This window comes from Caballeronia sp. SBC1, from assembly GCF_011493005.1.
GTDB lineage: Bacteria > Pseudomonadota > Gammaproteobacteria > Burkholderiales > Burkholderiaceae > Caballeronia.
Genome location: NZ_CP049156.1, coordinates 3,353,128 through 3,379,850, shown reverse-complemented (window position 1 = coordinate 3,379,850; position 26,723 = coordinate 3,353,128). Strand labels below are relative to the sequence as shown.

Genomic DNA, 26,723 nt, shown 5'->3' with positions numbered 1-26,723 from the left:
CAGTAACGGGGTAACGGCGTCCTGGCGGCTCTTGCTTCAAGACGACCTGGCAAGAGGGGGAAGACGTCGTGGCTTCAGGGCCTGGTGTAAACTTCGAACATGGATATTGTACTGTATGCCCTCACTGCGCTTCTCTACGGCGGACTTGCCGTAGCTGGCTGGCGCGCGCATCGCAACACGGCCGTTGATCAGGCTCCGGCGCTGGCGGGCATGCCGGCGGGTGGTCGCCTGGCGGGCGGCATGAATGCCGGCACGACGGGCATGGCCGACTCCATGCAGGGCGGCCGGGCATCGAATGCATCGGGCATGAGTGCAGTGGGGCGCGTGCTGCTGGGCGTCGCGTTGCTCGTGCATGGCGTCTTGCTGCACACCACCATCTTTCCGCAGAACGCGATGGTGTTCGGTTTTGCCTTCGCGCTCTCCGCCATGTTCTGGCTGGGCGCGGGCATCTACTGGATAGAGAGCTTTTTCTTCCCGCTCGACGGCTTGCGGCTGCTCGTGCTGCCGCTTGCGTGTGCGGCCTCGGTAATGCCGCTGATTTTTGGCGGCGTGCGTGTGCTGCCATACGCCGCTGCGCCCATGTTCAAGCTGCATTTCCTGATCGCGAATATTGCGTACGGGCTGTTCGCGATTGCCGCGCTTCACGCCATCCTGATGCTGATGGTGGAAAAGCGGCTGCAGAACATGCGTGGGACCGCCACGCGGCATACATCGAATAGTTGGGTGTCGAGCTGGCTCGACACTTTGCCACCGTTGCTCACGCTGGAAAAATTGTTGTTCCGCCTGATTTCGGCGGGCTTCGTTCTGCTGACGCTCACGCTCATATCAGGCGTCGCGTTCAACGAGCAACTCGTCGACAAGGCGTTCAAACTCGATCACAAGACCGTGTTCGCTATTTTGTCGTGGCTGATGTTCGGCGCGCTGCTGACCGCTCGCCGTGTGTCGGGCTGGCGCGGGCGCGCCGCGTTGCGCTGGGTGCTCGCTTCGTTCGTCGCGTTGTTGCTCGCTTATGTGGGCAGCCGCTTTGTATTCGAAGTGCTGCTGCATCGCGCGGTCGTTTGACGCGGTCATCCGAATCATCGGGCATTTATTGCCTCTACTATTAGTAAGATCATGCGCCAACTTCTCCTGCTGATATTTGTGTTCTTTGCGAGCCAGTGGCTGTTCAAAAAGCTCAAGCGCGCCCAGACGGCCGCTGGCGCGCAAACGGGCCGCCAAGCGGACGGCGGCGCAGCGGCCGGACGTGCGTCTCGCGGCCCGGCGGCTTCCGGCTCCGCGCCGCAACTCCCCGATCCTCTGGTGCGTTGCGCCGAGTGCGGCGTGCATACGCCGAGCAGCGAAGCGATTGTCGCGGCCGGACATCGCTTCTGTTGCTCCGATCACGCCCAGCGCTACGCCACGCATCCCACCGGCCGCGACGCACGATGAGCGTTGCTGGTCTGATCGATACCGACGGCTGGTACACGGCTGCACGTCGCGTGCCGTCGCCGAACTTCGAAGTGCGTCCGGAGGGGATCGAGCCCACGCTCGTTGTCGTTCACAACATCAGTTTGCCGCCCGATGAATTCGGCGGCAGCGCTATTGCCGAGTTTTTCCAGAACCGTCTCGATCACGACGCTCATCCGTACTATGACCACTTGCGTGGCATGCGGGTGTCGTCGCATTTTGTGATTCATCGCGATGGCCGCGTCGAGCAGTATGTGTCGTGCAACGAGCGCGCGTGGCACGCGGGCGTGTCGAGCTTTCTCGGGCGTGAGCGATGCAACGACTTTTCGGTGGGTATCGAACTGGAAGGCAGTGATCGATGTGCGTTCGAGGACGCGCAGTACGCGTCGCTTAATGAGGTGGTCCAGGCGCTCACCCGTCGCTATCCAATCGAAGCGCTCGCGGGTCATTCGGACATCGCGGCGGGTCGTAAAACCGATCCTGGCCCGTACTTCGAGTGGTCGCGGCTGCAACGCGATACCCAACTTCCGCTTCAGTACTTTCCCTATCTCGGCGACGTTTGATTCGCTGGTTCTTCGCTTGATCGAGTGCGTCGCCGCGTGAGTTATTGAGCCGCTGCAACACACTACGTCTTGCCAATGTTCGCCTGCCTTGCCTCACCGCTTCCAAAGGATCAGCAGGGCTTTCATTTTGCATTGCAGCGCGTTCGCGTGTGTTCGGCGCACCTTGGCGTGCTTTCCCTTATCCGACTTTGGCATTTCAAAAGTCAACCCTCTGAAGGCCATTCTTCAGCAAATAAAAGTTTTTGAGACTGTGCGGATTGCCACTATACTTGGTGCTCAGAGACGTAATTCGCACTATATGTTGTGTTGTCCAGGCGGCGCCCCGCTCGTAGAGCCGGCGCCGCAGGCTTGTCCGGCCATAGAAGAAAACACCGGATAAGCGACTGATTTGTCGCGTAAAAAACGTCGGCATTCAGTTTGAAAGACCGAGGCAAACAGGCGTAGCGAGAGGGGTTGTCTTCGTCGGTTTGAAGCGTATGGGCCCATGGAAAAATCATGGGACTGCGCGCAAGAACGGCACCGGCAATTTTTCCGACTCAGCCAAGTTCAATTTTCAATTTCATCGTCGTGCGCGGTTGGCAAATGTTCTGAACAGCAACAACAAAGCAGTAACAAGCAGCCACCGCGCGCGGCACGCATCTCAATCCGCGGACGTTCCGCACCATCGAACACCTGGAGATTTGCACATGCAAACCACCGACAACACCACGACTTCCTACGAGGGCGCCTCCGCGCGGCCCCTCGGCGCACAAAGTCAGCCGGGCGCCAGCGCGCTCGCGCCGGACGCCACACTGGCCGACTACAAAGTCATCCGCCGCAACGGGACCGTGGTGTCGTTCGAGCCGTCGAAGATCTCCATCGCTGTGACGAAGGCGTTCCTGGCCGTGAACGGCGGTCAGGGCGCAGGCTCCGCGCGTGTGCGCGAGCTCGTCGAACAACTGACGCAGAGCGTTATCCGGGCGCTGGTTCGCAGCCGTCCGAACGGCGGTACGTTCCATATTGAAGACATTCAGGATCAGGTCGAACTCGCGCTGATGCGCGGCGGCGAGCATAACGTGGCGCGCGCGTACGTGTTGTATCGCGAGAAGCGCACGCAGGAACGTGCTCATGCGCCGGAAACGCGGGCGAACGCGCTTGGCATCAACGTGATCGACAACGGCGTGTCGCATCCGCTGGATCTGGACGCGTTGAAGGCGCGCATCAACGAAGCGTGCGCGAATCTCGGCAGCGAAGTGAGCGCCGATCCGATCGTTGCGGAAACGGTGAAGAACCTGTACGACGGCGTGCCGATGGCGCAAGTCTATGACTCCGCCATTCTCGCCGCGCGCACCATGATCGAAAAGGACCCGGCGTACAGCCAGGTCACCGCGCGTATCCTGCTGCACACCATCCGTCGTGAAATCCTGGAAGAGGACGTTGCGCAAGGCGAGATGGCCACGCGCTACGCTGAATATTTCCCGCTGTTCATCAAGCAGGGCGTGGAAGCGGAACTGCTCGACGAAAAGCTCCAGCAGTACGACTTGAAGCGTTTGGGCGCAGCGCTCGACGCCGACCGCGATCTGCAATTCGGCTATCTCGGCCTGCAGACGCTGTATGACCGCTACTTCCTGCACAACGAAAACAAGCGCATCGAACTGCCGCAGGCGTTCTTCATGCGCGTCGCAATGGGCCTGGCGCTGAACGAAATCGACCGCGAAGCGCGGGCGATCGAGTTCTACAACGTGTTGTCGAGCTTCGACTTCATGTCGTCTACCCCCACGCTGTTCAACTCCGGTACGCGCCGTTCGCAATTGTCGTCGTGCTACCTGACGACGGTTGCCGACGACCTCGACGGCATCTACGAAGCGCTGAAGGAAAACGCGCTGCTGTCGAAGTTCGCGGGCGGTCTGGGCAACGACTGGACGCGCGTGCGTGCGCTCGGTTCGCACATCAAGGGCACGAACGGCAAGTCGCAAGGCGTGGTGCCGTTCCTGAAGGTCGTGAACGACACGGCCGTTGCGGTGAACCAGGGCGGCAAGCGCAAGGGCGCGGTGTGCGCGTACCTTGAAACGTGGCATCTGGATATCGAAGAATTCCTGGAGCTGCGCAAAAACACGGGCGATGACCGTCGCCGCACGCACGACATGAACACGGCGAACTGGATTCCCGATCTGTTCATGAAGCGCGTTCACGAAAACGGCGACTGGACACTGTTCTCGCCAGCCAACACACCGGACCTGCACGATCTGTTCGGTGCGGCGTTCGAGAAAGCTTACGTGGCGTATGAAGAGAAGGCCGCACGCGGCGAGATCAAGCTGTTCAAGAAGGTTCCGGCCGCGCAACTGTGGCGCAAGATGCTGGGCATGCTGTTCGAAACGGGTCACCCGTGGATCACGTTCAAGGATCCGTGCAACATCCGTTCGCCGCAGCAGCACGTGGGCGTCGTCCACTCGTCGAACCTGTGCACGGAAATCACGCTGAACACCAGCGACACCGAAATCGCCGTGTGTAACCTTGGCTCGGTGAACCTGGTCGCACACATGAAGACGCAGGCCGACGGCACGCTCGCGCTGGATCATGACAAGCTGAAGCGCACTGTCAGCGTGGCAATGCGCATGCTCGACAACGTGATCGACATCAACTACTACGCGGTGGCCAAGGCGCGGAATTCGAACCTGAAGCATCGTCCGGTCGGCATGGGCATCATGGGCTTCCAGGACTGCCTGCACTTGCTGCGCACGCCGTACGCATCGAAGGAAGCGGTCGCTTTCGCCGATACCTCCATGGAAGCGGTCTGCTACTACGCTTACTACGCATCGACGGAACTGGCGCAAGAGCGCGGCCGTTATTCGAGCTACCGCGGTTCGCTGTGGGACCGCGGCATTCTCCCGCAGGATTCGCTGAAGCTGCTGGCCGAAGCGCGCGGTGGTTACGTGGAAGTGGACGACAGCGCGTCGATGGACTGGACCGAACTGCGTTCGCGGATCGCCAACTACGGCATGCGCAACTCGAACTGCGTCGCAATCGCTCCGACCGCGACCATTTCGAACATCATCGGTGTGTCGGCGTGTATTGAGCCGACGTTCCAGAACTTGTACGTGAAGTCGAATCTGTCGGGTGAATTCACGGTCGTGAACGATTACCTGGTGCGTGACCTGAAGGAACGCGGTCTGTGGGACGAAGTCATGGTCTCGGACCTGAAGTACTTCGACGGTACGTTGTCGCGCATCGACCGGGTTCCGGCCGATCTGCGGGCCATCTACGCCACCGCGTTCGAACTGGACGCAACCTGGGTGGTAGAAGCGGCGTCGCGTCGTCAGAAGTGGATCGATCAGGCGCAATCGCTGAACATCTATATGGCAGGCGCGTCGGGCAAGAAGCTGGACGAGGTGTACAAGCTGGCGTGGCTGCGCGGTTTGAAGACCACGTACTACCTCCGCACGATGGCAGCAACGCACGTCGAGAAGTCGACGGTCGCTCACGGTCAGCTGAACTCGGTGCCGTCGGGTAACTCGGGGAACGGCGAGGGTGGGGCGTCAGGCGCGAACGGCAACGGTTTTGGTTCGCAGGGTTCGCATGGATCGTCGACCGGTGGTTTCAACGCTGCTGCGGCACCGGCAATTGCCGCTGCGGCTGAAGCAGAGGCGGATGGTCCGGTCTGCATGATGCGTCCGGGCGATGCCGGGTTCGACGAATGCGAGGCTTGCCAGTAAGACGGTTGTGGGCGAGAGGCCGATGCAATCGGCCTCTCGCCAGTCAGCTAGCGGTGAGATTGAAGGCCGGTACGAAGCGTTGGTTCTTTCAGCGGTGGAAAGGGCGGGCGAATTCGGAACCGGCCTTTTCTATTTGTGCTCGCTGAGGTCGGGTAACTACAGCGTTTGAAATTCGAGTCGCGGTCCCGCAGCGGTGGCCCTTTCCGCAATCGGTTTCGCAGGTGAGTTCGGAGTGAGCCGTTTGTATTTACGCTCGCCGAGTTCGGACGCGTTGCAGCGTTTGAAACCCGAAGCCGGCACCGAAGATGCATTGGCTTTTTCGACGACGGACCGGGCTGGCGAATTCAGCGCTGGCTTTCTTATATGTATCGTCGCCGCCTTTGATGAATCGCCACGCTCTTGCTTCACCCGCGCGTTCCCCTCGATATCTCATGTCCAGCGTCCCGACTCAGCTTCGCGGTAATCGGAATCGAAAGGAACGAAAACAATCCGACGACGACAAACGCCGGCCAGAAATCCGACCAGACAATCTGCGGATGTCCCTGCAGCGAATGTGAAATCTGGAGCGCGATACCACCGATCGTCACGCCCAACCCCAGCGACACCTGCTGGATAAAACTCCCGAGACTCGTCGCGCGGCCGACATCGCGGCTTTCGATCTCGGCATACGTCAGCGAGTTGAGGCTCGTGAATTGCAACGCCGGGAAAAAACCGCCGAGGAGCACGACGGCCCAGATGAGCCACGTCGGCGTGCCCGGATAGAACATGCCGCACGCGGCGATCGCGATGCCTGACAGTGCCGCGTTGACTATCAGCGTCTGCCGGAAGCCGAACCGGTGCAGCACGCGCGACGCGAGCGAGCGCATGAACATGCCGCCAAACGCGGACGCGCAGGTGATCGACCCGGACTTGAACGCGCTCATGCCGAGGCCTTCCTGCATTGCGAGCGGGAGCAGGAAAGGCACCGCTCCCAAGCCGATGCGAAACAACGAGCCGCCCATCACGCTCGCCTGGAACGTCGGCACGCGGAGGAAGCGCAGATCAAGGAGCGGAATTTTTACGCGTCGCGAGTGCAGTAAATACACGATCAGGAAAGCGACGCCGGCGAGCGTCATGCATGTTGCTGTCAGGTTGGAGACAAGCTCGCCGCCGATCAGCGAGAGTCCGAGCAGAAACAATGTGCCGGCGCTCGCTGACAGAAAGAAGCCGAACCAGTCGAGCGGTCCGGGATGCGGCTCGCGCGCGTTACCGATGTAACGGTTGGTCAGGTAGATGCCAAGGATGCCGATCGGGATGTTGATGAAGAAGATCAGGCGCCAGTGCAAATAGGTGGTGATAAAGCCGCCGAGCAGCGGCCCGACGGCGGGGCCGAGCATGGCGGGTAACGAGAGGTAGTTCATCGCGCGGATGAATTCGGAGCGGCGCACAGAACGGAAGATGATGATCCGGCCGACCGGCACCATCATCGCGCCGCCTACGCCCTGGACGAAACGCGCGAGCGTGAACGGAATCAGCGAAGTGGACGCCGCACAGAGGAGAGAGCCGGCGACGAAGATGCCGATAGCGAGACGGAAGATCGTGCGCGCGCCGAAGCGGTCGGCGACCCAGCCGCAGATCGGGATGAAAACCCCGAGGCCGAGCACGTAACTGGTGACGGCAATCTTCAGCGTGACGGGATCACGGCCGAACGCTTTGGCCATTTCGGGAATAGCGGTGACGATGACATTGGCATCGACGCTTTCCATGAACATCGCGCAGGCGACGATGAGAGGGGCAACGAAAGCTTTGATGGCTAGCGACATGGAGAACGGAAGGGGATCTCTTCGCGGCGGGAAGCTGGATTATGGCATCGATATCATGACAGCGACATCGCGAGTTGCCGAGATGAGCGACACTTCGCTCCGATAAAACCCGAGGAGAACGACGATGGACCCGGAAGATCTGCAGCGTCTCGTCACGCAGAAGATGCCCTACGGAAAGTACAAGGACCGCGTGATCGCGGACCTGCCCGGTCACTATCTCGCGTGGTTCGCACGTGAGGGTTTTCCTGCAGGACAACTCGGCCGGCTGCTCGCGCTGATGCACGAAATCGATCACAACAATTTGCGCGAACTACTCACGCCGCTGCGCGACAAGCGAGGTTGAAAAGTTGTGTGCGAGCAGCCGCTGGTGGGTGATCCACGCGTGCGCGCAGTGACATCACAGTCGCATTTTCACGCGTGAAATCCGCTCTTGCATGACGTATTCGTTTGTACTATAGGTAGTCGTCGCAGGCACAAAACACCCAATATTTTGTGGTTTTGCCTTTGCGATGACGACGTCGAGTGCTACACTTTCGACATGGAAACGAGGCGCGCCAGCGTATCGTTTTCAGCAGCAAGACGCGTGTAATCGCGAGCTCGGCGCAACGGGTTTTTCATGTCGCTCGGCACTCGAAAAGCAGGTTGAAGCGGGTCATGGAAGCTCATGATCCAAAGCTTGGCTCGGAGGTAGGGTGAGCATCGTCGTGAAGTGAAGATAGTCGCGAGCAGCACTTGACCGGACAATCGCGCATTGTGCGAATAAGCGGACGCACCAGGTTTTCATCGAAGCAATCACGCAGTGAAAGCTGTTCGATCTCACGCTTCAATTTCCACGCTTGCTGCCACGCTAATTGCGCACGCAAGACCACACGAAAGACGATTCACAGCAGAGCTGGACGATGCAGGTGCTCCAAGCAAAAGCACCGTTGAAAGAGCTTGAAGAAGCACTGAGCGAGCACTGCATCGAACACGTTCAACGAGACTTCGCATGAAGCTTCAAGCAGTGAGCTCAACGCAAAGTGTTGTATGCAAGTAGCAGCGTCAACACGAAAACAGGATTTTTATGAGCAAGCTCTTTTATCGCTCATGGAAAGATGGTACAAACCGATCTAAATTGATGGTGAGAATTTATGCTCAACTGGGATGACGAGACCACTGCCGTAACTCCCTCGAACGGTTCGCAACACAACACGTTGCGTAACCCGGCGGGTCAGGTTGCCGGCGTCAGCCAAGCAGTCAGCCAGGCATCGCGTGCTGCAGCTCCAGTCAGTTCGCATGCAGCCACGCAAGTCGCCGGTCATGGTGTTCTTCAAGCGGCTCACCAAATGGCAGCAGGACCGAATATTTTTGCGAGCGACTTCGTTGCTCCCGCGGCACCCAGCGCCAGCGACATCGCGGCGGCAAGTGCAAAGCGGGTGAATGTGGCGGACAAGCGCATCATCAACGGCAAGACCGACGTGAATCAGTTGGTGCCGTTCAAGTACAAGTGGGCGTGGGAAAAGTATCTGGCGGGTTGTGCGAACCACTGGATGCCGCAGGAAGTGAACATGTCGCGCGACATCGCGCTGTGGAAGGACCCGAACGGCCTCTCCGACGACGAACGCCGGATTGTGAAGCGCAACCTCGGTTTCTTCGTCACGGCCGACTCGCTCGCTGCCAACAACATCGTGCTCGGGACGTATCGCCACATCACGGCGCCCGAGTGCCGGCAGTTCCTGCTGCGCCAGGCGTTCGAGGAAGCGATCCACACGCACGCGTATCAGTACATTGTCGAATCGCTGGGTCTGGACGAGAGCGAAATCTTCAACGCGTATCACGAGGTCGACTCGATCCGCGCGAAGGACGAGTTCCTGATTCCGTTCATCAACACGCTGACCGACCCGGCCTTCACCACCGGGACGCTTGAAGCGGACCAGAAATTGCTGAAGTCGTTGATCGTGTTTGCTTGCGTGATGGAAGGGCTCTTCTTCTACGTTGGCTTTACGCAGATCCTGGCGCTGGGTCGCCAGAACAAGATGACGGGTGCGGCGGAGCAGTATCAGTACATCCTGCGCGACGAGTCTATGCACTGCAACTTCGGCATCGACCTGATCAACCAGATCAAGCTGGAAGAGCCGCAACTGTGGACGCCGGAATTTCGCGCGGAGATTCGTGAGATCTTCCAGGAAGCCGTCGAACTGGAATACCGGTACGCAGAAGACACGATGCCGCGCGGCGTGCTCGGTCTGAATGCCGCCATGTTCAAGAGTTATTTGCGTTTCATCTGTAACCGTCGTTGCCAGCAGATCGGCCTCGACCCGCTGTTCCCGAACGAAGAAAATCCGTTCCCGTGGATGAGTGAGATGATCGACTTGAAGAAGGAACGCAACTTCTTCGAGACGCGAGTGATCGAGTATCAGACGGGCGGCGCGCTGACCTGGGAATAAGCCAGTCAGCGAGTCTCAGTGAATGAGCGTCAGCCAGTGGCAATGGACGCATTGCCACAACGAATTAGATGTAGACCGGGCGCCCGCAGAGGGCGCCGAGTAGACGGGATGAATGCGGGATGAATGGCAAACCGGCGCCATCGCGTGCAATCACGATTGCGCGCGCGCCGGCTAACAGGTTTAGGAGAACGGTCGCCTGATGCAAAGTGCGCCTTGTGGCTTAACAGCCCAAAAAGATGACAGGCGTTTTGCGGACCCTTCAGTGGGACGGGCAAACTTCCCCCCGAAATATGCCGTCGGCAGCGCCGACGGCCCGATCAAGCGATTGCCGGCACCTTCTTCTGGTGCTGACTTAATTTGGCGCGCGGTGCCTTGTGGCACCGCGCGCCTTGCCGTATTCATTAGCGTAAGCAAGCTCCATCAGCGTACGCCGATGAATAATCCGCTTCGCAGCGTGCGTCCTGAGAAGCCCACGCGGGAAGCGGGTTTTGACGAAGGGTGTTGTTCGAACTGACTCTCATCTTGAAACCTGAAGGAGAAAATGATGGCATTAGCCAAGAAATCCGTCGCAAAGAAAGCTGCAGCGAAACCGGCTGTTAAGAAAACGGCTGCCAAGAAGGCAACGGTAGCGAAGAAGGCACCGGCGGCCAAGAAAGTTGCAGTGAAGAAGGTTGCAACCAAGAAAGTCGCAGTGAAGAAGGTCGCGGCGAAGAAGGTTGCAGCAAAGAAGGTTGCGGCCAAGAAGGCACCGGCAGCGAAGAAAGTTGCCGCCAAGAAAGTTGCAGTGAAGAAGGTTGCAGCCAAGAAGGCTCCTGCGAAGAAAGCAGCGGCTAAGAAGGTTGCCGCCAAGAAGGCGCCTGCGAAGAAGGCTGCTGCCAAAAAGGCGCCTGCCAAGAAGGCTGCGGCCAAGAAGGCCCCTGCTAAAAAGGCTGCTGCTAAAAAGGCCGCTGCTAAAAAGGCGCCTGCTAAGAAGGCACCTGCCAAAAAGGCGGCCGCCAAGAAGGCTGCGCCCGCCAAGAAGGCTGCCCCTGCTGCGAAGAAGACTGCCGTAGCTGCTGCTCCGGTTGCGGCTCCTGCTGCAGCGCCCGCTCCGGTTGCTAAAAAGGCTCCGGCCAAGAAGGCTGCCGCTGCGAAGAAGACGGCTGCTGTAGCGCCGGCAACGACAGCAACGACACCTGCAGCGCCGGCCCCGGCTGCAACGGTCAAGACGGCGTTGAATCCGGCCGCTGCATGGCCGTTCCCGACGGGCAGCCGTCCGTAAGCGCAGGCTGTAACGCAGTACTTCGACACACGCGATGTGTCCCGTGACCGTGTAGTGCTACGCGGTCCAAACCCGCTTCCGGTAGTTTTGCCGGCAGCGGGTTTTTTATCGACTGTCACATGTGAGTGTGTAGGCATGTAGACATGTAGCGGAGCAGGGGCGGTGCGCTCAGCATCCCCACACCCAACGCACGCCAGACTCGCAGACGAAAAAAAGCGCATGTGCCCAAAGGCGCATGCGCTTTTCTCCGACCCCGGCAAGACCTATTCGATCATGCCGGCGCGTTCTTCATCCGCTAGTGCGTCACTCGTGTCACACCGCCGCTCGACAACAACCGAACGCGCTCGCCGGCCTGGAACACTTCGCCGGTTGCGGTTTGAGTAATGGCGCGCATGTCGCCGTTATCCAGGCGCACGGTGATCTCCAGTCCGTTCTGCGTTGCAACGCCGTTCTCGACAGCATTGCCCGCCACCGCACCCGCGATCCCGCCGACGATACCCGTCAGGATCGAGCCACGCCCGCCGCCGAGCGCGCTGCCTGCAACCGCACCCAGTGCACCGCCGCCGATAGCGCCAAGCCCGCTAGGCTGGCCGTTGTTGGTGCTGATCTTCACGCCGCGCACGCTGTCGACGGTACCCATGCGGACCGTCTCTTCGCGCTGGGCCTGCGACGCGGTGTACACATCGGGCGAACTGCTGTTATAGGCGCACCCCGTCATGACGACGGAGCTAAAAAGCGCTACTGCGAGCGCCATACGACTTGTTAACTTCATTCTTCACTCCACAAAATTACGGCAGGCTGTTGCTTGAAAAAGCCAACAGCCTGCCGCTACATGTCATTGCTTAAGCGTTTCTCAAATCCGCTTCAATGACTCATTTCGACCTTCCTCGCTGCATTGCTCGAAATCCTTAGAGAGCCGAACCAAACGCCTGCTCGAATCGCTCGCGGATCTCGGCACGGGAGGGCGCATACGTCTGCGGTCCCTGATGTTCGATTTTCAGCGCGCCCATCAGGCTGGCGAGACGGCCTGTTTTTGCCCAGCCCAGCTTGTTCTCGATGCCATACAGCAGGCCACCACGGAATGCGTCGCCGCAACCGGTGGGATCGACGACTTTCTGAGCCTTCACGGCCGGAATTTCTTCGATGCCTTCAGCGTGCAGGATCTGCGCGCCGTGTTCGCCGCGCGTGATCACGAGCGCTTGCACGCGGCTCAGTATTTCGTCGATTGACCAGCCGGTCTTGTTGCTCAGCAATTTCGCCTCGTAATCGTTGACTGCCACGTAAGTGGCGAGTTCAATCATGCGACGAAGTTGCACACCTTCGAGAATGGGCAGGCCCTGGCCCGGATCGAAGACGAAGGGCACGCCCGTTGCCGCCAGTTCCTCGACGTGCTGGCGCATGCCGTCGGCGCCGTCCGGTGCAACGATGCCCAACGTGATGCCCTTGGTTTCGCTGGCGTGGTTCAAGTGCGAGTCCATCATCGCGCCGGGGTGGAATGCGGTGATCTGGTTGTTCCCGAGGTCGGTGGTGATGAAGCATTGCGCCGAATGCTGGTCGGGCAGCACGCGCACATATTCCCTCGACAAACCAAGCGCATCGAAACGATCGAGGTAGAGCTGCGCATCGGCTTCGCCGAGGGTCGCCATGATCTTCGCGTCGCCGCCGAGCAGGTTCAGCGCGTAGGCAATGTTGCCCGCGCAGCCGCCGAAGTTGCGTCGCATCGTGGGGACGAGGAAGCTGATGTTCAGCTGATGCACCTGGTCCGGCAGGATGTGGTCGCCGAAGCGGCCCTGGAAAGTCATGATGTTGTCGTAGGCGAGCGAGCCGCAGATGAGCGTAGACACTGGCGAATTCCCTGAAAATTGATCGATGAAAGTGCGCGCGGGCTTGAGTTCCTGTGCACCGTGCATGCCTGCATGAAACGCTGCGCATTCGTCACGCGGCGGGTGTTCCAGTTCCACCCCGTCACGGATGCGCATTGCCGCTTACGGCCTCGGCTGATTGAATAACCGTCGTGCTTCGGGTGTTTATCCGGCGCGGCGAGGGGTGGATCGAGATGCGGCTCGCCGCCGCTCGGAGAGAGAGGCAGGCCGCAACCGGCCCGCGCTCTCCGATGCTTACTTCAACGCGGCCAGCGCTGCGTCGTAGTTCGGCTCATTCTTGATTTCCGGCACGAGTTCCGAGTACAGCACCTTGTCGTTTTCATCGATCACCACTACTGCGCGCGCCGTCAGGCCCGTCAGCGGTCCGCTCGTGACATCGACGCCGTAGGCTTGCGCGAAGTCATGGCCGCGGAACGTCGATGCTGTCACTACGTTTTCGATGCCTTCCGTCGTGCAGAAGCGCGTTGCTGCGAAGGGCAGGTCGCCCGACACGACCACCACCACGGTGTTGTCGAGTCCGGCCGCGGCAACGTTGAACTTGCGCGTGGAGGTGGCGCACGTCGGCGTGTCGAGGCTCGGCACAATGTTCAGGACCTTGCGCTTACCGGCGAAGCTCGCCAGCGTCAGGTTGCCCAGATCCTTGCCGACCAGGGTGAAGTCGGCTGCTTTAGCACCGGCTGCCGGGAACGTGCCTGCCACGTCGATCGGGTTGCCGCCGAGGGTAACTTGGCTCATGTCTACTCCAGAAAGTGTCTGACGTTCAGGGAATATGCGCGTCGCTCGGCCGGGGACGAACGAGCGACGTGCGTGGAAAAAACGACTGGCTGATCACAGGGCACACGTGGAAACGCGTAGAAAACGGTCGAGCGTAAAAACCTGAAAGCAGACGCGCGTGAAAGTATGCGCGCGTCAACAAACATGCTGAAGCAGGCGCGTGTCAGGGATAAAAAATCTGCACGCGATAATTCGCCGCGACCGCGTCGCCGGTATCTAGCCTGACGATCACTGGCTGCGTACTGTGCGCGGGCAGGCCGGCGCCGATCACCGTGCCCGGACGCGCGTAGTCTTGCGGCCACAGGACACGCCGGATCGCGACGTTGTTTTTATCGTCGAGGAGGGTGAGCTCAAGCGCCGGATACGCGATCGCCACGTCGAAGCGATTGCGCAGCGAAAGTTTCAGTTCAAGCTTGTGCGAGCCGTCCACCTGGCGCAGTCCGGAGTTCTCGATCTGCAGCCCGTCGATATCCCGCGGCGGCGCGACCACGCAACCAATCTGCTCGCATGCTTGCGCGAAGAGCGGTTGCGAGGCGGGCCAGTAGACCATCACGGTTTCCCGTTCCCACCATGCGGCCTGCGCGAGCAGCGTGATCAGCAGCACGAGTGCAATCAGCGAGCCGATGATCTTCCACACGATTCCCGACCGGGCCGGCGCGCGCGTTTCACGGATAACGGGGAACGGCTCAGAGGCGGGTTCCGACGACGCAGCCGCGTTGCCGAAGCTCGGCTCTGCGGGGTCTGCTGCCCACGGCGCTGCGGGTGTGGTACCGAGCGGGGCGGGTTCGGAGCGGGCGGTGGTATCGACTGGGCGACGCGGCGCGGGCGTTTCCGGCTCCGAATGCGGTGCACTCCGGCCCACGAACGGTTCTGTGCGGGAACCGGCACGTAAGGCGTCGGCGCGCGACTCGGCGCGTGACTCGTCGGCGCGTGACTCGTTAAGCGCTTCGATTTCAGTGCGGCCAATGAAGGGATCGGTGCGCGATTCCTCCAGCGAATCGCCTTCGTTACGACCCACGAAAGAATCTGCCGGCGGTTGGGTACGAGCGAGGGCGTCGGCGGGTGCTTCAGCTTGTGCGTCTGCCTCAGCGCGATTAGCCCGATCAACCGATTGCCACGGGGATTCGGCGAGTGCTTCCCCGGGAAACTCGCTCTCCGCACGCGTGCGCGAAACCGCTTCAGCGGCAGCGAGGCCCGCGAGCGGTTCAGCGCGCTCAATCGGAGGGCGTTCCGCTTCGACCTGAGGGGCTAGCGCCGTATTGGAGACGAACGGATGCAGGGGGATACCCAGCGCGTCACGCTTGTCGCCGGCGACCTCGGCGCTCGACTTCTCTGCCCAAGGGCTTGCCGGGTCTACGCCGTAATTAGGCGCGGTTGCCGCCAGCGCGGCCATGACGGTTTCGTCGCGGTCGAACTGGTAATGCGCTGCGTCGAAGATTTCCTGGCAATGGCCACACCGCACGCGGCCGTCGTGCGGCGCGAGCAAATGAGGGTCCAGACGGAAAACCGTTTCGCAGTGGGGACAGCGGGTTGCCAGCGCCATATGTAGCCGAAGGCCAGAGGCCGGTAGATGGACGATGGCGCTATTCTAAAGGCTTTCGCGGCGGGTACCCGCAAGACACACCCAGCCTTCGTGTTCCCGCCATACGCTGATGTCGATCCAGCGTGCATAAACAGCGGCAACTTCGTCGGCCTGGCGCGCCAGAATGCCCGATAACGCAATGCGTCCGCCCGGTTTCACGCGCGCGGAAAGCATTGATGCCATCAGCTTCAGCGGGTTCGAAAGAATGTTCGCGACCACAATATCGAATTGGCCTTCGGGGCAATCGTCGGGCAGACCGTAGGTGACATCGGCGTGATTGCGCTCGCTATTCTGGCGTGCGGATTCCACCGCTTGAGGATCGATATCAATACCAATCACCGGGTTCGCGCCGCATTTCTTCGCCAGGATCGCGAGGATGCCGGAACCGCAACCGTAATCGAGCACGGACTGGTTTTGTTCAACCGATTGCTCGAGCCATTCCATGCACAGCCGTGTAGTCGGATGGCTACCGGTGCCAAACGCGAGACCTGGATCGAGTTCAAGCACGAGCGCGTCCGGATCGGGCGCTGCATGCCATGACGGCACGACCCAGATCCGCTTGCCGATAGGAATAGGATCGAACTGGGATTGCGTGAGGCGCACCCAGTCCTGATCTTCCACATCGCGCAGCGTGAACGCCGGCGTGTCCTTCAAGCCGATCTCATTCGCCGCCGCCGCGAGCAGCACGGCGGGATCAGCGTCATTGGCGAGAAGGGCGACGACCCGCGAGCGGTTCCACGCCTTCTGGTCCGGCGTCAGGCCGGGTTCGCCGAACAGCGGCTGCTCGTCGGGGGTATCGGCGTCGGCGTCTTCCACCGATACCGACAGCGCGCCCAATTCCAGCAGCGCATCCGACAACGCTTCCGCGTGTTCCCGGTCCAGCTCGGCGATCAATTCCCGGTAGCTCATCTTGAAGCCTTACTTATTGCGTTTATTGCGCCGCGTCTTCTGCGGCGACGGCGGCTGCCGCCTTGCGCGCGGCGAGCTTGTTTTCGAGGTAATGAATGCTCGTGCCGCCTTCGACGAACTTTGCATCGATCATCATCTCCCGATGCAGCGGGATGTTGGTCGAAATGCCTTCCACGACCATTTCCGACAGCGCAATGCGCATGCGGTTGATCGCTTGCTCGCGGGTCGCGCCGTACGAGATCAGCTTGCCGATCATCGAGTCGTAATTCGGCGGCACGAAATAGCCGTTATACACATGCGAGTCAACGCGAATTCCCGGACCGCCCGGCGCATGCCATGACGTGAGACGTCCCGGCGATGGCGTGAACTTGAACGGATCTTCCGCGTTGATCCGGCATTCAATCGCATGACCGCGAAACACAATGTCCTTCTGACGGAACGCAAGCTTCTCGCCGGCAGCAATACGGATCTGTTCCTGCACGATATCCACGCCGGTAATCAGCTCCGTCACCGGATGCTCGACCTGCACGCGCGTGTTCATTTCGATGAAATAGAACTCGTTGTTCTCGTACAGGAATTCGAACGTACCCGCGCCGAGATAACCCATTTTCTTGCAGGCGTCGGCGCAACGATCGCCAATCCGCTCGATCAAGCGGCGCGCAATACCCGGCGCCGGCGCTTCTTCAATCACCTTCTGGTGACGGCGCTGCATGGAGCAATCGCGCTCGCCCAGCCAGATTGCATTACGGAACGAGTCGGCAAGAATCTGGATTTCGATGTGCCGCGGGTTCTCCAGGAATTTCTCCATGTAGACCTGCGGATTACCGAATGCACGGCCAGCTTCTTCGCGGGTCATGTTCACCGCGTTCACCAGCGCCGCTTCGGTGTGCACCACGCGCATGCCGCGGCCACCGCCGCCGCCTGCTGCCTTGATGATCACCGGGTACCCGACCGCGCGTGCAATCTTCACGATTTCCTTCGGATCTTCCGGCAACGCGCCTTCTGAACCCGGGACGCACGGCACGCCCGTCTTGATCATCGTTTGCTTGGCGGATACTTTGTCGCCCATCAAACGGATAGTTTCCGGACGCGGTCCGATGAACGTGAAGCCGGATTGCTCCACACGCTCTGCAAAATCCGCGTTCTCCGACAAGAAGCCGTAGCCGGGGTGGATTGCTTCGGCGTCGGTGACTTCGGCCGCGCTGATCAGCGCCGGCATGTTGAGGTAGCTGAGGTTGGACGGAGCCGGTCCAATACACACGGCTTCATCGGCCAGCTTCACGTACTTGGCTTCTTTATCGGCTTCTGAATAGACGATGACCGTCTTGACGCCTAGTTCGCGGCACGCGCGCTGGATTCGAAGCGCGATTTCACCACGGTTCGCAATGAGGATTTTTTCAAACATAGCAAGGTTTCGACTCATCGATAGAACGCCTGGACGGTTGTCCGTAGCGGTCCTGGGAGATCGGCGGCGCGTCTCGCCGGGTAGTCTGACCGATCAGACTAATCAGGCGAGCGCCCGAGTGCTGCGGCCACCGGCTTGGCGCATGACAACTGACTGCGCTTCTCGCCGGCGGCATCGCGAAAAATCAATCGCCGCTCAGTCGCCAATGACGAACAGCGGCTGACCGTATTCGACGGCCTGGCCGTTCTCGACGAGGATTTCCTTCACGATGCCCGACTTGTCCGACTCAATTTCATTGAGCAGCTTCATTGCTTCGATGATGCAAAGCGTCTGGCCTTCCTTGACGGTGTCGCCCACCTGCACGAACGCGTCCGCGCCCGGCGACGGCGCACGGTAGAACGAGCCGACCATCGGCGAGGTCACTACGTGACCTTGCGGCACGACGGCAGCCGGCGTAGCAGGGGCACCGGCGACGGCGCCAGCATTGCCTGCGTCGCCTGGCGGGCCGTATTGCGGCGCTTGCTGCATCGGGCCTTGCTGCATGTACTGCGGAGCCTGCATGTAGACCGGCGCGGCATTCTTGACGATGCGAACCTTGCCTTCGCCTTCGGTGACTTCCAGCTCCGAGATGCCGGATTCCGAGACGAGGTCGATAAGAGTTTTAAGTTTACGAAGGTCCATCGAAAATTCCCCTTTCAATGCTTGGTGACCGGAAGCTTTTTCCGGTGCTTGACTTGGTAGTTGGGTGCCGCCGACGGGAGCGTTGTCCGAAGCTGCAGACACAGGCTCCGCATCACGTTGCGCGAGCAGTTCAATTGCTTTGAGCGGATCGCGACTCAAGCGCGTGGCTTTGCAGCAGCATTCATTGCAAGACGCTCGAGAGCGAAATCGAGCGCGTACAGATAGCCTTTCCAGCCCAGGCCGCATATCACGGCTTCGGCCAGATCGGAGAAATAGGAGTGGTGCCGGAAAGCTTCCCGCTTGTGCACGTTCGACAAATGAATCTCGATGAACGGCAGCGCCACGCCCGCGAGGGCATCGCGGATCGCGACGCTCGTGTGCGTGTAGGCGGCGGGATTGATCAGCACGATGTCCACCTGTTCGGTCCGCGCTTGCTGAATGCGGTCCACGATCGCGCCTTCATGATTGCTTTGAAACGAAGACAATTCCGCGCCGGCCGCCTGTGCCTTTTCTGCGAGCGCCTTATCGATTTCTGCGAGCGTTACCCGACCGTAGACGTCCGGTTCGCGGGTGCCGAGCAGATTAAGATTTGGGCCGTGCAGGACCAGCAGTCGTGACATAGTGGCTTTGGTTTGTGCGGAGTTGGGCGCACTTTAGCGCCCTTTAGAGAATTTTGTCTAGTTTTACGACCCGCCCGAGACCCGGTTCAAGTGTGCGGGAGGGTCGAATACGCGCATTTTGCACGTATTTTCGCGCAAAGTTTCCTGAAATGACGGCATCTCCCCGCGATCGATATCGATTTGCGGAGGGTCAAATGGCCGTCTTATAGGGCGTCGAGCGTCGCTTTCAGCTCTTTTGGATCGACTTCGCCGAGTTTTGTCGAACGAATCACCCCTTTCGCGTCGATGACGACAGTGAAGGGCAGCGCGCCCGCGTTATTGCCGAAGCTGCGGGCAAGATCGGCGCCGCCGAAGCCCGCGATGTAGATCGGATAATCGACGGGTACCTTCTGAAGAAACGCGTTCACGTTTTTCTCGGAATCGACGCCGAGTCCGATAAACGTGATGCCTTTCTTCTCATATTCACGATGAAGCGCCGCGAGGGTCGGCATTTCCTTCACGCACGGGCCGCACCACGACGCCCAGAAGTTCACTACCACGGGTTTGCCCTTGAACGAGGCAAGTGCTTGCTGCGTGCCTGCAGCGCTTTGCAACTGTGCTTTCCAGAGATCATCGACGGCGTTGCCGCTGGCTTTCGTCGTGGCTTCTGCTGCCTGGCTAGTTTCGCCGCCCATCATCATGTGGCTGGCGTAGAAACCGCCGCCGGTTGCCGCAATGGCGATCACGAGGGCAGCAACAATGCGCATGGAGTTCATAGTGAGGTGGCGGGTGTGGGGGCGGGGGGCTCGTCGAGCAAGGCGCGCACGGCGGCAGCGCTTGCACGTGCAAGCTTGCCCCGGCCGTCCGCGCGGACGGCGCCGCGCAGGTCGTTGGTGTCGTAGAGGGCGACGTGAATGCCCATGGGTTCTTCGTCGCGCGAGGGGCGCATCAGGAAGCTCAGGGTTTCAACGTAGCCGCGGCCGGCAAAATGCCGGGTTTCCGATACGTCGTATTGAACGTTCGCGTTCAGCAAATAAATAGCGACTTCCTTGGGGTTATCGCAGAAGCATTGCAGGTGGATGTCCGAGTGTTCACCTGCTGTGCCGTTCAGCACGGCGCCGGTCAGGTACGGGTTGAATGGCTGGAGCCGTTGCATCCATTCGAGTGCGACTTCGCGCATGCGCCGCAGGACGGCTGGCTGGCTTTCGCTTTGGAAGATTGCTTGATATTCGCGGATTTCTTCTTCGATCTGACCGTTATCCGGTAGCCATTCGCCGCCAATGCGTGTTTCGCCGACGACTTGACGGGCGGCTTTGCGCTTCGCGGTGGAATAGTCGAGGCCATCTTCGGCGATCAGCCGCGCCGCCGCGATGGCGATTTCTTCGCGCACGCGAAGCGGATCGAAATGTGATTTGCGAATCATGGCGGAATGATACCGGAGATAGGTTTTCGATCGCGCTCGTGCGGACGGAACCCTCGGCCGCGGGCAAAAATCCGCGCCCATCCGTCGGTTACAATGTACCGCTCCGGGCGCCGGAATACCTCACTCATTCCCCCCGTGCTAACGGCCCTCCCGCCACGAACACACGCTTTATGCACATTCACATCCTCGGTATCTGCGGCACATTCATGGGTGGTCTCGCGGTCCTCGCCCGCGAAGCGGGTCATCGCGTCACCGGTTGCGACGCCGGCGTCTATCCGCCAATGAGCACCCAGCTCGAAGCGCAGGGCATCGAGTTGATCGAAGGTTATGGTGTCGAGCAAATCGCGCTCGAACCGGATCTGTTTGTAATAGGCAATGTCGTGACGCGCGGCAATCCGCTGATGGAAGCCATCCTCGATCGCGGCTTGCCCTACACGTCCGGCCCGCAATGGCTCGGCGAGCACGTTCTAAACGGCAAATGGGTACTCGCGGTCGCCGGCACGCACGGCAAGACCACCACGAGTTCCATGCTGACGTGGCTGCTGGAAGATGCCGGCATGAATCCGGGATTCCTGATCGGCGGCGTGCCGCTGAATTTCGGCATCTCGGCACGGCTGACGGATTCAAGCTTCTTCGTCATCGAAGCCGACGAATACGACACCGCTTTCTTCGATAAACGCTCCAAGTTCGTTCACTATCGCCCGCGCACGGCTGTGCTGAACAATCTCGAATTCGATCACGCCGATATCTTCCCGGATCTCGGTGCTATCGAGACCCAATTTCATCATCTGGTGCGTACCGTGCCGGGCGTCGGACGGATCGTTACGAACGGCCGCGAAGCCGCGCTCGAACGCGTGCTGACACGCGGTTGCTGGTCGGGCGTCGAGCGCTTCGGCGTACAAGGCGGCTGGGAAGCGCTGCCCGCGAGCGACGGTGTTGCCGTTGACGAGCAGTTCGCCGTGTACTGGGAAGGCGAGCGCCTGGGCGTGGTCGACTGGCAAGTGCAAGGCGAGCACAATCGAATGAATGCACTGGCGGCGATCGCTGCGGCGCGTTCAGTAGGCGTTCCGCCCGCGCAGGCAACGCAATCGCTGAGCACGTTCCGGAACGTGAAACGCCGGATGGAAGTGAAGGGTAGCGTGGACGGTGTGACCGTTTACGACGACTTCGCGCATCACCCTACCGCCATCGAAACAACGGTAGCGGGCTTGCGGACGCGTATTGGCGCCAATAGCCGCATTCTGGCTGTCCTCGAACCGCGTTCGAACACAATGAAACTCGGCACGATGAAGGCGCAATTGCCAGCCAGTCTTGTCGACGCCGACCTGGTCTTTGGGTACGGCGCGCACGAAGGCCGCGACAAGCTCGGCTGGGATCTGCAAGCGGCACTGGCGCCGCTCGGCGATAAAGCCCAGGCGTTCAGCGACCTCGCGGCGCTGGTCAAGTCAATCGCCGCCGCGGCCCGTCCTGGCGACCACGTGCTCGTGATGAGCAACGGCGGTTTCGGCGGCGTGCATCAGAAGCTGCTCGATGCACTGTCCGCGCGGCCGGTCACCAAGGAGCGGGTGTGATTCTTTATCTGCACGGGTTTCGGTCATCGCCACAATCGTTCAAGGCCCGCGTGATGCGCGCGCGACTGGAAGAGCTGGGACTGATCGACGAATGGCAGTGCCCGACGTTGCCGGTCTCGCCTAAAGAAGCCATTGCGCTGGCCGAAACGCTTGCGGCGGAAGCCCATGACGACGAGATCACGCTGATCGGCAGCTCGCTCGGCGGGTTTTACGCAACGTGGCTAGCCGAAAAATACGGCTGGCGTGCCGTGCTGCTGAATCCGGCGGTCGTGCCGCAAGAGGACCTGAGCGCTTATCTCGGCGAACAGCCGTTGTGGCATGGCGGCGGCAGTATTGTGGTCGAGCCGCGTCATATCGACGAATTACGTGCGCTTTCCGTTGCATCGATCACCCGGCCGGAGCGCTACTATTTGATAGCTGCCACCGGTGACGAAGTGCTCGACTACCGCACCATGCTCGCGCATTACCCGGATGTACGGACCACGCTGATCCAGGGCAGCGACCACGCGATCAGCGACTTTCCCAGCTACCTGGACGAAGTGCTCGCGTTCTGCGAGGCTCGGCCGCCCGCTGTCGCGGCCTGAAGACCCTGAGCGTTTCCTTTTATGTGGGCCTGGCGCTGTGTGCGGGATGCGAACCCGACCGGACGCCACGCCGACCAACAGTCTTTCGAGAGTATTGAGTGAACGTTTTTTTCGAGGAATCAGGTAGTTTCAAGGCCGGCGCCGTTCTGTCCAAGCAGAACGATGCGTTTCAGGTCGAGTTGCCGGGCGGGCGGCGTGCGAAAGTGCGCGCCAAAGACGTATTGATCGAATTCGAGAAACCGAACGCAGCCGATCTGATGCAACAGGCCGATGCCATAGCACAGGACATCGATCTCGACTTCCTGTGGGAGTGCGCGCCGGACGAAGAGTTTCCGTTCGCGGAACTGGGCGCGGATTATTTCGGCGATAAATTCGGCGCTACCGAGCGTGCCGCGCTCGTGCTGCGCATGCATGGATCGCCGGTGTATTTCCGCCGCAAGGGGCGCGGGCAATATCAGCGCGCGCCGCAGGAACAGTTGCAGATGGCGCTGGCCGGACTCGAAAAGAAACGGCAACTTGCCCTCGTGCAGGCGGGTTACGAAGCGGAGCTGGTCGCGGGAAAACTGCCCGATGCGCTCGCCGGCAAGACGATCGGCTTGCTGACGAAGCCGGACAAGAACTCTATCGAATATAAGGCGCTCGAAGCGGCCGCTGCCGCTCGCGGCATTTCGCAAGCGCGGCTGATGCTGGAAGTGGGTGGCATTCCTTCGGCACGTGCGCTGCACGAAGCGCGTTTCCTGTCGGAATTTTTCCCGCACGGGACGGGCTTTGCGCCTGTCACGGTGCCGCCGTTGCCCGACGATTTGCCGGAAGCGGACGTGCAGGCGTTCTCCATCGATGACGTCACCACCACTGAAATTGACGACGCGTTTTCCGTCGAGCATCTCGCCGATGGCCGCGTGCGCGTTGGTATTCACATCGCGGCGCCGGCACTGGGGATCGCGCGCGGCGACATGATTGATGCGATCGCTCGCACGCGGTTGTCCACCGTGTACATGCCCGGCGACAAGATCACGATGCTGCCGGACAGCGTTGTGGAAGCGTTCACGCTGGCTGAAGGCGGATTGCGGCCGGCGTTGTCGCTGTACATCATTGTGAATCGGGAAACGCAGGAAATCGTCGCGACCGAAACGCGCGCCGAGCGTGTGTTCGTGAAGAGCAATCTTCGACACAACCATCTGGACGAACATGTCACCGAGGAATCGCTCGCGGCGGGTAGCGGCGAGTATCCGCACAAGGATGACATTGCGGTGCTGTGGCCGCTCGCGCAAGCGCTGTTCGAAAAGCGTCAGGAAGCGCGCGCGGGTTACGGTCTGCGGCGCGAGGTGCAGCGCAATAACGACTTCAATTTCTACGTGGAAGGCGAGCACATCACGATCACGCCGCGTCGACGCGGGTCGCCGCTCGATCTGATCGTCGCCGAGCTGGCGATTTTGGCGAATTCATCGTGGGGCGCGTTTCTCAACGATCACAGCGTGCCGGGGATCTATCGCTCGCAGCGCGGATTTGGCGCGCCAGGTCCGAAGCGCACGCGCATGCAGACCACGCCCGCGCCGCACGAAGGGCTCGGCGTCGCGCAATATGCGTGGAGCACGTCGCCGTTGCGTCGATACGTCGATTTGGTCAATCAATGGCAGTTGCTCGCGTGCGTGCGGCATGGCGTGACGGCTGCGCTGGTTGCGCCGTTCAAGCCGAAAGATGCCGATCTGTTTGCTGTGGTTCAGGGTTTCGATGACCAGTATTCCGCGTACGCCGATTATCAGCGGCGCATGGAGTATTTCTGGTGTCTGCGCTGGTTGAAGCAGGAGGATAAGAAGCACGTGGCGGCGTCGGTGGTGAAGGACGATCTCGTGCGCCTGGACGAAATCCCGCTGATGCTGCATGTGCCTGGTCTTGGCGTGCACGCGCGCGGGACGAAGGTGATGCTGGACGTCATGAGTCTCGATGAACTCACCGTCGAGGCGTCGTGCCGCTTGCTGCATGTGATCGATGCACCTGCTCCGGCGTCGGCGCAAGACGCCGAGGCGCAGCAGGACGAGGCGGAAGAAGAGCTGATTGAAACGGAAGATTTGAGTGCCGAGAGCGAAGCTGAGGCGCAGGCGGAAGCTGTGCCCGATGCAGAAGCCTCTACGGACGAACCGGCTGGCGAAAGCACGCCCGACACGGCGGAGCCCACGCTATGACTTCTGGCGCTGTCACTCGGGACCACTATGCCGTGATCGGCAATCCGGTCGCGCACAGCAAATCGCCGTGGATTCATGCGCGTTTTGCCGAGCAGACGGGTGAAGCGATCGAGTACGGTCGTGTGCTGGGAACCATCGGCGCGTTTTCTGACGATGTCCGCGCGTTCATCGAAGCCGGCGGTCGCGGCATGAACGTGACGGTGCCGTTCAAGCTGGACGCCCACGCTTTCGCCAATACGCTCACGCCGCGCGCTGCCGCAGCGGGTGCGGTGAATACGCTGGCGTTCAACGCTGACGGCGTGCTCGGTGACAACACCGACGGAGTGGGTCTTGTCCGTGATATCGAAGGGAATCTTGGTATTGGTTTGAAGGGCGCGCGCGTGCTGCTGCTGGGTGCGGGCGGCGCGGCGCGCGGTGTCGTGCTGCCCATGCTGGACGGCGGCGTGGCGGCGCTGACGATAGTTAACCGGACGGCGTCGAAGGCGCAGCAACTCGTCGATCATTTCTCCGATGCCGCGCACGCCGCGCATGTGCGTTTCTCCGGCGGCGATGCGGATTCCGTGGAAGCGGGTCCGTACGATGTGATCGTCAACGCGACGGCCGGCAGTCTCGACGACTCCTTGCCCGATTGCGATAACGGTTCATTCGGCCCCGGCACGCTCGCCTACGACATGATGTACAGCGCCCAGCCGACCGTGTTCATGCGTCACGCGGAAAGCCTCGGCGCGCGTTCGGCGGACGGCCTTGGCATGCTTGTAGAGCAAGCGGCGGAATCGTTTTTCCTGTGGCGCGGGGTGCGCCCCGACAGCGGCGCCGTGCTTCGTGCGTTGCGGCTGGAGTTATCGACGAAGGTTTAGTTAAGCGCGTGATTCTGCGCGCCGTTGCGTTCCAAACAGAAGAAGCACGATGACAACAACAAAATCGCCCGGTCGTCTCGGGCCGGCTCGATGGATTGTCTACGGCATCTCGGTCATGGCGATTGCCGCCATCGCCACGCAGGTCTACTTCTTCGCGATGGTCGGGATTTATACGTTCGTCAATCCTTCATCGACGGCGTTCATGCGCTCGGATGCGTGGCGGCTCGCGCAAGACCGCCCTGATCTCGCCATCCAGCGCACCTGGGTTCCGTACGACCAGATCTCGCGCAACCTGAAGCGCGCGATCATTGCGTCCGAGGACGCGAATTTCGTCAACAACAACGGTTACGAAACCGATGCCATCCTGCAAGCCTGGGAGAAGAACAAGGCGCGCGGCAAGATTGTCGCGGGTGGCTCGACCATCTCGCAGCAACTGGCGCGCAACCTGTTTTTATCGCGGGAAAAGAGCTATGTGAGGAAGGCGCAGGAACTGGTCATCACGTCCATGCTCGAGCTCTGGATGGACAAGGAACGCATCTTCGAGATCTATCTGAATTCGGTGGAGTGGGGGAATGGCGTTTATGGCGCGGAAGCGGCGGCGCATTACTACTACAAGACCTCGGCGTCGAAACTGACCTCGTGGCAGTCGGCGCGGCTCGCGGTGATGTTGCCCCGGCCGAAATACTTCGATGAACATCGCGGGTCTGCGTATTTGTCGCAACGGGCGGGGGTGATCACGCGCCGGATGGGGGCGGCGGAATTGCCGCAGTGAGGGGGCTTCGGTAGGACGCCCACCGCCTTAGTGACAAGCAGGCTGTCGCGCTCGATGCAATTCGCGAAGACGAAAGAACGCCTGCATAAGAGCTGATGCAGCTTGCGTTTGCGATCCACGGTTCTCCCAAAAGCCCCGATTCGTCGGGGTTTTTTCGTTTCCAGCGCCCTCGCTCAAACGCGTCTAATCTCCCAATATGTGAACACATCAATCACATATTGAATAATCGCGACGCCCGGCACTAAAATCCGATCACAGCCAAAACGGCAGTTACACGCGGTTCAGGGTTTCCCCTCGGATCGCGTGAAAC

Annotated in this window: 24 protein-coding genes; 13 read left to right on the top strand and 11 right to left on the bottom strand. The window is 60.5% G+C overall.

Annotation, left to right across the window (positions count from 1 at the left end):
* The first annotated feature begins 99 nt into the window (after nt 1-99).
* The 4 genes from SBC1_RS14985 to SBC1_RS14970 all read left to right on the top strand — a co-directional run bounded on the left by SBC1_RS14985 (nt 100) and on the right by SBC1_RS14970 (nt 5,701).
* Nucleotides 100-1,062, top strand: coding sequence for an inner membrane protein YpjD (locus tag SBC1_RS14985; RefSeq protein WP_165092564.1), 963 nt, complete (start codon nt 100-102; stop codon nt 1,060-1,062).
* A 51-nt stretch (nt 1,063-1,113) separates the two neighbouring features.
* Nucleotides 1,114-1,428 (top strand): PP0621 family protein, encoded by a 315-nt coding sequence (locus SBC1_RS14980; protein WP_165092563.1) that lies wholly within the window; start codon nt 1,114-1,116, stop codon nt 1,426-1,428.
* On the top strand, nt 1,425-2,009 hold the full coding sequence (gene ampD, locus SBC1_RS14975; RefSeq protein WP_165988372.1) for a 1,6-anhydro-N-acetylmuramyl-L-alanine amidase AmpD: 585 nt from the start codon (nt 1,425-1,427) through the stop codon (nt 2,007-2,009). The genes SBC1_RS14980 and ampD overlap by 4 nt, the downstream gene beginning before the upstream one ends.
* A gap of 686 nt (nt 2,010-2,695) precedes the next feature.
* Entirely contained in the window at nt 2,696-5,701 is a 3,006-nt protein-coding gene (locus SBC1_RS14970) for a ribonucleoside-diphosphate reductase subunit alpha (RefSeq protein ID WP_165988370.1), read from the top strand.
* A gap of 404 nt (nt 5,702-6,105) precedes the next feature.
* Here the strand turns inward: SBC1_RS14970 and SBC1_RS14965 are convergent, their stop codons facing one another.
* On the bottom strand, nt 6,106-7,503 hold the full coding sequence (locus SBC1_RS14965; protein ID WP_165092560.1) for an MFS transporter: 1,398 nt from the start codon (nt 7,501-7,503) through the stop codon (nt 6,106-6,108).
* 124 nt (nt 7,504-7,627) lie between these two features.
* Here SBC1_RS14965 and SBC1_RS14960 point away from each other — a divergent pair, with 124 nt between their 5' ends.
* The 4 genes from SBC1_RS14960 to SBC1_RS14945 all read left to right on the top strand — a co-directional run bounded on the left by SBC1_RS14960 (nt 7,628) and on the right by SBC1_RS14945 (nt 11,190).
* On the top strand, nt 7,628-7,846 hold the full coding sequence (locus SBC1_RS14960; RefSeq protein WP_089162423.1) for a DUF3820 family protein: 219 nt from the start codon (nt 7,628-7,630) through the stop codon (nt 7,844-7,846).
* A 787-nt stretch (nt 7,847-8,633) separates the two neighbouring features.
* The gene (locus SBC1_RS14955) at nt 8,634-9,929 is read left to right on the top strand and encodes a ribonucleotide-diphosphate reductase subunit beta (RefSeq protein ID WP_165988369.1); all 1,296 of its coding nucleotides are present in this window, start codon (nt 8,634-8,636) and stop codon (nt 9,927-9,929) included.
* Nucleotides 9,930-10,128: 199 nt separating this feature from the next.
* A complete protein-coding gene (locus SBC1_RS39905; RefSeq protein ID WP_165988367.1) occupies nt 10,129-10,443 on the top strand; it encodes a hypothetical protein in 315 nt (104 codons plus the stop codon).
* A 30-nt stretch (nt 10,444-10,473) separates the two neighbouring features.
* Nucleotides 10,474-11,190 carry a histone H1-like repetitive region-containing protein gene (locus SBC1_RS14945; protein WP_165988365.1) on the top strand — a complete coding sequence of 239 codons (717 nt, stop codon included), beginning with the start codon at nt 10,474-10,476 and terminating at the stop codon, nt 11,188-11,190.
* Nucleotides 11,191-11,485: 295 nt separating this feature from the next.
* Here the strand turns inward: SBC1_RS14945 and SBC1_RS14940 are convergent, their stop codons facing one another.
* The 10 genes from SBC1_RS14940 to SBC1_RS14895 form a co-directional block, all read right to left on the bottom strand.
* Nucleotides 11,486-11,962, bottom strand: coding sequence for a glycine zipper 2TM domain-containing protein (locus SBC1_RS14940; RefSeq protein ID WP_165092558.1), 477 nt, complete (start codon nt 11,960-11,962; stop codon nt 11,486-11,488).
* Nucleotides 11,963-12,098: 136 nt separating this feature from the next.
* Nucleotides 12,099-13,034, bottom strand: coding sequence for a carbohydrate kinase family protein (locus SBC1_RS14935; protein WP_165988892.1), 936 nt, complete (start codon nt 13,032-13,034; stop codon nt 12,099-12,101).
* A 273-nt stretch (nt 13,035-13,307) separates the two neighbouring features.
* Nucleotides 13,308-13,808, bottom strand: coding sequence for a thiol peroxidase (gene tpx, locus SBC1_RS14930; RefSeq protein WP_165092557.1), 501 nt, complete (start codon nt 13,806-13,808; stop codon nt 13,308-13,310).
* Nucleotides 13,809-14,010: 202 nt separating this feature from the next.
* Nucleotides 14,011-15,333 (bottom strand): DUF3426 domain-containing protein, encoded by a 1,323-nt coding sequence (locus tag SBC1_RS14925; protein ID WP_371826738.1) that lies wholly within the window; start codon nt 15,331-15,333, stop codon nt 14,011-14,013.
* Between the two features lie 102 nt (nt 15,334-15,435).
* Nucleotides 15,436-16,338 (bottom strand): 50S ribosomal protein L11 methyltransferase, encoded by a 903-nt coding sequence (prmA, locus tag SBC1_RS14920; RefSeq protein ID WP_165092555.1) that lies wholly within the window; start codon nt 16,336-16,338, stop codon nt 15,436-15,438.
* Nucleotides 16,339-16,360: 22 nt separating this feature from the next.
* Nucleotides 16,361-17,743, bottom strand: a complete 1,383-nt coding sequence (accC, locus tag SBC1_RS14915; protein ID WP_165092554.1) for an acetyl-CoA carboxylase biotin carboxylase subunit — start codon at nt 17,741-17,743, stop codon at nt 16,361-16,363.
* Nucleotides 17,744-17,938: 195 nt separating this feature from the next.
* Nucleotides 17,939-18,424, bottom strand: coding sequence for an acetyl-CoA carboxylase biotin carboxyl carrier protein (gene accB / locus SBC1_RS14910; RefSeq protein WP_165093399.1), 486 nt, complete (start codon nt 18,422-18,424; stop codon nt 17,939-17,941).
* Between the two features lie 155 nt (nt 18,425-18,579).
* Nucleotides 18,580-19,044, bottom strand: coding sequence for a type II 3-dehydroquinate dehydratase (aroQ, locus tag SBC1_RS14905; protein WP_165988361.1), 465 nt, complete (start codon nt 19,042-19,044; stop codon nt 18,580-18,582).
* Nucleotides 19,045-19,247: 203 nt separating this feature from the next.
* Nucleotides 19,248-19,799, bottom strand: coding sequence for a TlpA disulfide reductase family protein (locus SBC1_RS14900; RefSeq protein WP_165092552.1), 552 nt, complete (start codon nt 19,797-19,799; stop codon nt 19,248-19,250).
* Nucleotides 19,796-20,446: a UDP-N-acetylmuramate--alanine ligase gene (locus tag SBC1_RS14895; protein WP_165092551.1), complete on the bottom strand. Its 651-nt coding sequence runs from the start codon at nt 20,444-20,446 to the stop codon at nt 19,796-19,798. The genes SBC1_RS14900 and SBC1_RS14895 overlap by 4 nt, the downstream gene beginning before the upstream one ends.
* A gap of 170 nt (nt 20,447-20,616) precedes the next feature.
* Between SBC1_RS14895 and mpl the strand changes: the two genes are divergently transcribed.
* The 5 genes from mpl (at nt 20,617) to mtgA (ending at nt 26,413) form a co-directional block, all read left to right on the top strand.
* On the top strand, nt 20,617-22,017 hold the full coding sequence (gene mpl, locus SBC1_RS14890) for a UDP-N-acetylmuramate:L-alanyl-gamma-D-glutamyl-meso-diaminopimelate ligase (protein ID WP_165988359.1): 1,401 nt from the start codon (nt 20,617-20,619) through the stop codon (nt 22,015-22,017).
* Nucleotides 22,014-22,601: a YqiA/YcfP family alpha/beta fold hydrolase gene (locus tag SBC1_RS14885; RefSeq protein ID WP_165988358.1), complete on the top strand. Its 588-nt coding sequence runs from the start codon at nt 22,014-22,016 to the stop codon at nt 22,599-22,601. The genes mpl and SBC1_RS14885 overlap by 4 nt, the downstream gene beginning before the upstream one ends.
* Before the next feature lie 98 nt (nt 22,602-22,699).
* A complete protein-coding gene (locus SBC1_RS14880; protein ID WP_165988356.1) occupies nt 22,700-24,784 on the top strand; it encodes a ribonuclease catalytic domain-containing protein in 2,085 nt (694 codons plus the stop codon).
* Complete coding sequence (gene aroE, locus SBC1_RS14875; protein ID WP_165988354.1) at nt 24,781-25,641, top strand: shikimate dehydrogenase; 861 nt, start codon at nt 24,781-24,783, stop codon at nt 25,639-25,641. Before SBC1_RS14880 ends, aroE begins: the two co-directional genes overlap by 4 nt.
* 49 nt (nt 25,642-25,690) lie before the next feature.
* Entirely contained in the window at nt 25,691-26,413 is a 723-nt protein-coding gene (mtgA, locus tag SBC1_RS14870; protein ID WP_165092546.1) for a monofunctional biosynthetic peptidoglycan transglycosylase, read from the top strand.
* Nucleotides 26,414-26,723: the final 310 nt, after the last annotated feature.

What these genes read in the sequence shown, in the direction of transcription:
- mtgA (WP_165092546.1), top strand. Translation starts at nt 25,691, where the DNA reads ATGACAACAACAAAATCGCCCGGTCGTCTCGGGCCGGCTCGATGGATT.
- mpl (WP_165988359.1), top strand. Translation starts at nt 20,617, where the DNA reads ATGCACATTCACATCCTCGGTATCTGCGGCACATTCATGGGTGGTCTC.
- ampD (WP_165988372.1), top strand. Translation starts at nt 1,425, where the DNA reads ATGAGCGTTGCTGGTCTGATCGATACCGACGGCTGGTACACGGCTGCA.
- accB (WP_165093399.1), bottom strand. Translation starts at nt 18,424, where the DNA reads ATGGACCTTCGTAAACTTAAAACTCTTATCGACCTCGTCTCGGAATCC.
- tpx (WP_165092557.1), bottom strand. Translation starts at nt 13,808, where the DNA reads ATGAGCCAAGTTACCCTCGGCGGCAACCCGATCGACGTGGCAGGCACG.
- SBC1_RS14985 (WP_165092564.1), top strand. Translation starts at nt 100, where the DNA reads ATGGATATTGTACTGTATGCCCTCACTGCGCTTCTCTACGGCGGACTT.
- accC (WP_165092554.1), bottom strand. Translation starts at nt 17,743, where the DNA reads ATGTTTGAAAAAATCCTCATTGCGAACCGTGGTGAAATCGCGCTTCGA.
- SBC1_RS14970 (WP_165988370.1), top strand. Translation starts at nt 2,696, where the DNA reads ATGCAAACCACCGACAACACCACGACTTCCTACGAGGGCGCCTCCGCG.
- SBC1_RS14900 (WP_165092552.1), bottom strand. Translation starts at nt 19,799, where the DNA reads ATGAACTCCATGCGCATTGTTGCTGCCCTCGTGATCGCCATTGCGGCA.
- SBC1_RS14965 (WP_165092560.1), bottom strand. Translation starts at nt 7,503, where the DNA reads ATGTCGCTAGCCATCAAAGCTTTCGTTGCCCCTCTCATCGTCGCCTGC.
- SBC1_RS14955 (WP_165988369.1), top strand. Translation starts at nt 8,634, where the DNA reads ATGCTCAACTGGGATGACGAGACCACTGCCGTAACTCCCTCGAACGGT.
- SBC1_RS14895 (WP_165092551.1), bottom strand. Translation starts at nt 20,446, where the DNA reads ATGATTCGCAAATCACATTTCGATCCGCTTCGCGTGCGCGAAGAAATC.
- SBC1_RS14945 (WP_165988365.1), top strand. Translation starts at nt 10,474, where the DNA reads ATGGCATTAGCCAAGAAATCCGTCGCAAAGAAAGCTGCAGCGAAACCG.
- aroE (WP_165988354.1), top strand. Translation starts at nt 24,781, where the DNA reads ATGACTTCTGGCGCTGTCACTCGGGACCACTATGCCGTGATCGGCAAT.
- SBC1_RS14940 (WP_165092558.1), bottom strand. Translation starts at nt 11,962, where the DNA reads ATGAAGTTAACAAGTCGTATGGCGCTCGCAGTAGCGCTTTTTAGCTCC.
- aroQ (WP_165988361.1), bottom strand. Translation starts at nt 19,044, where the DNA reads ATGTCACGACTGCTGGTCCTGCACGGCCCAAATCTTAATCTGCTCGGC.
- SBC1_RS39905 (WP_165988367.1), top strand. Translation starts at nt 10,129, where the DNA reads ATGCAAAGTGCGCCTTGTGGCTTAACAGCCCAAAAAGATGACAGGCGT.
- SBC1_RS14980 (WP_165092563.1), top strand. Translation starts at nt 1,114, where the DNA reads ATGCGCCAACTTCTCCTGCTGATATTTGTGTTCTTTGCGAGCCAGTGG.
- SBC1_RS14960 (WP_089162423.1), top strand. Translation starts at nt 7,628, where the DNA reads ATGGACCCGGAAGATCTGCAGCGTCTCGTCACGCAGAAGATGCCCTAC.
- prmA (WP_165092555.1), bottom strand. Translation starts at nt 16,338, where the DNA reads ATGAGCTACCGGGAATTGATCGCCGAGCTGGACCGGGAACACGCGGAA.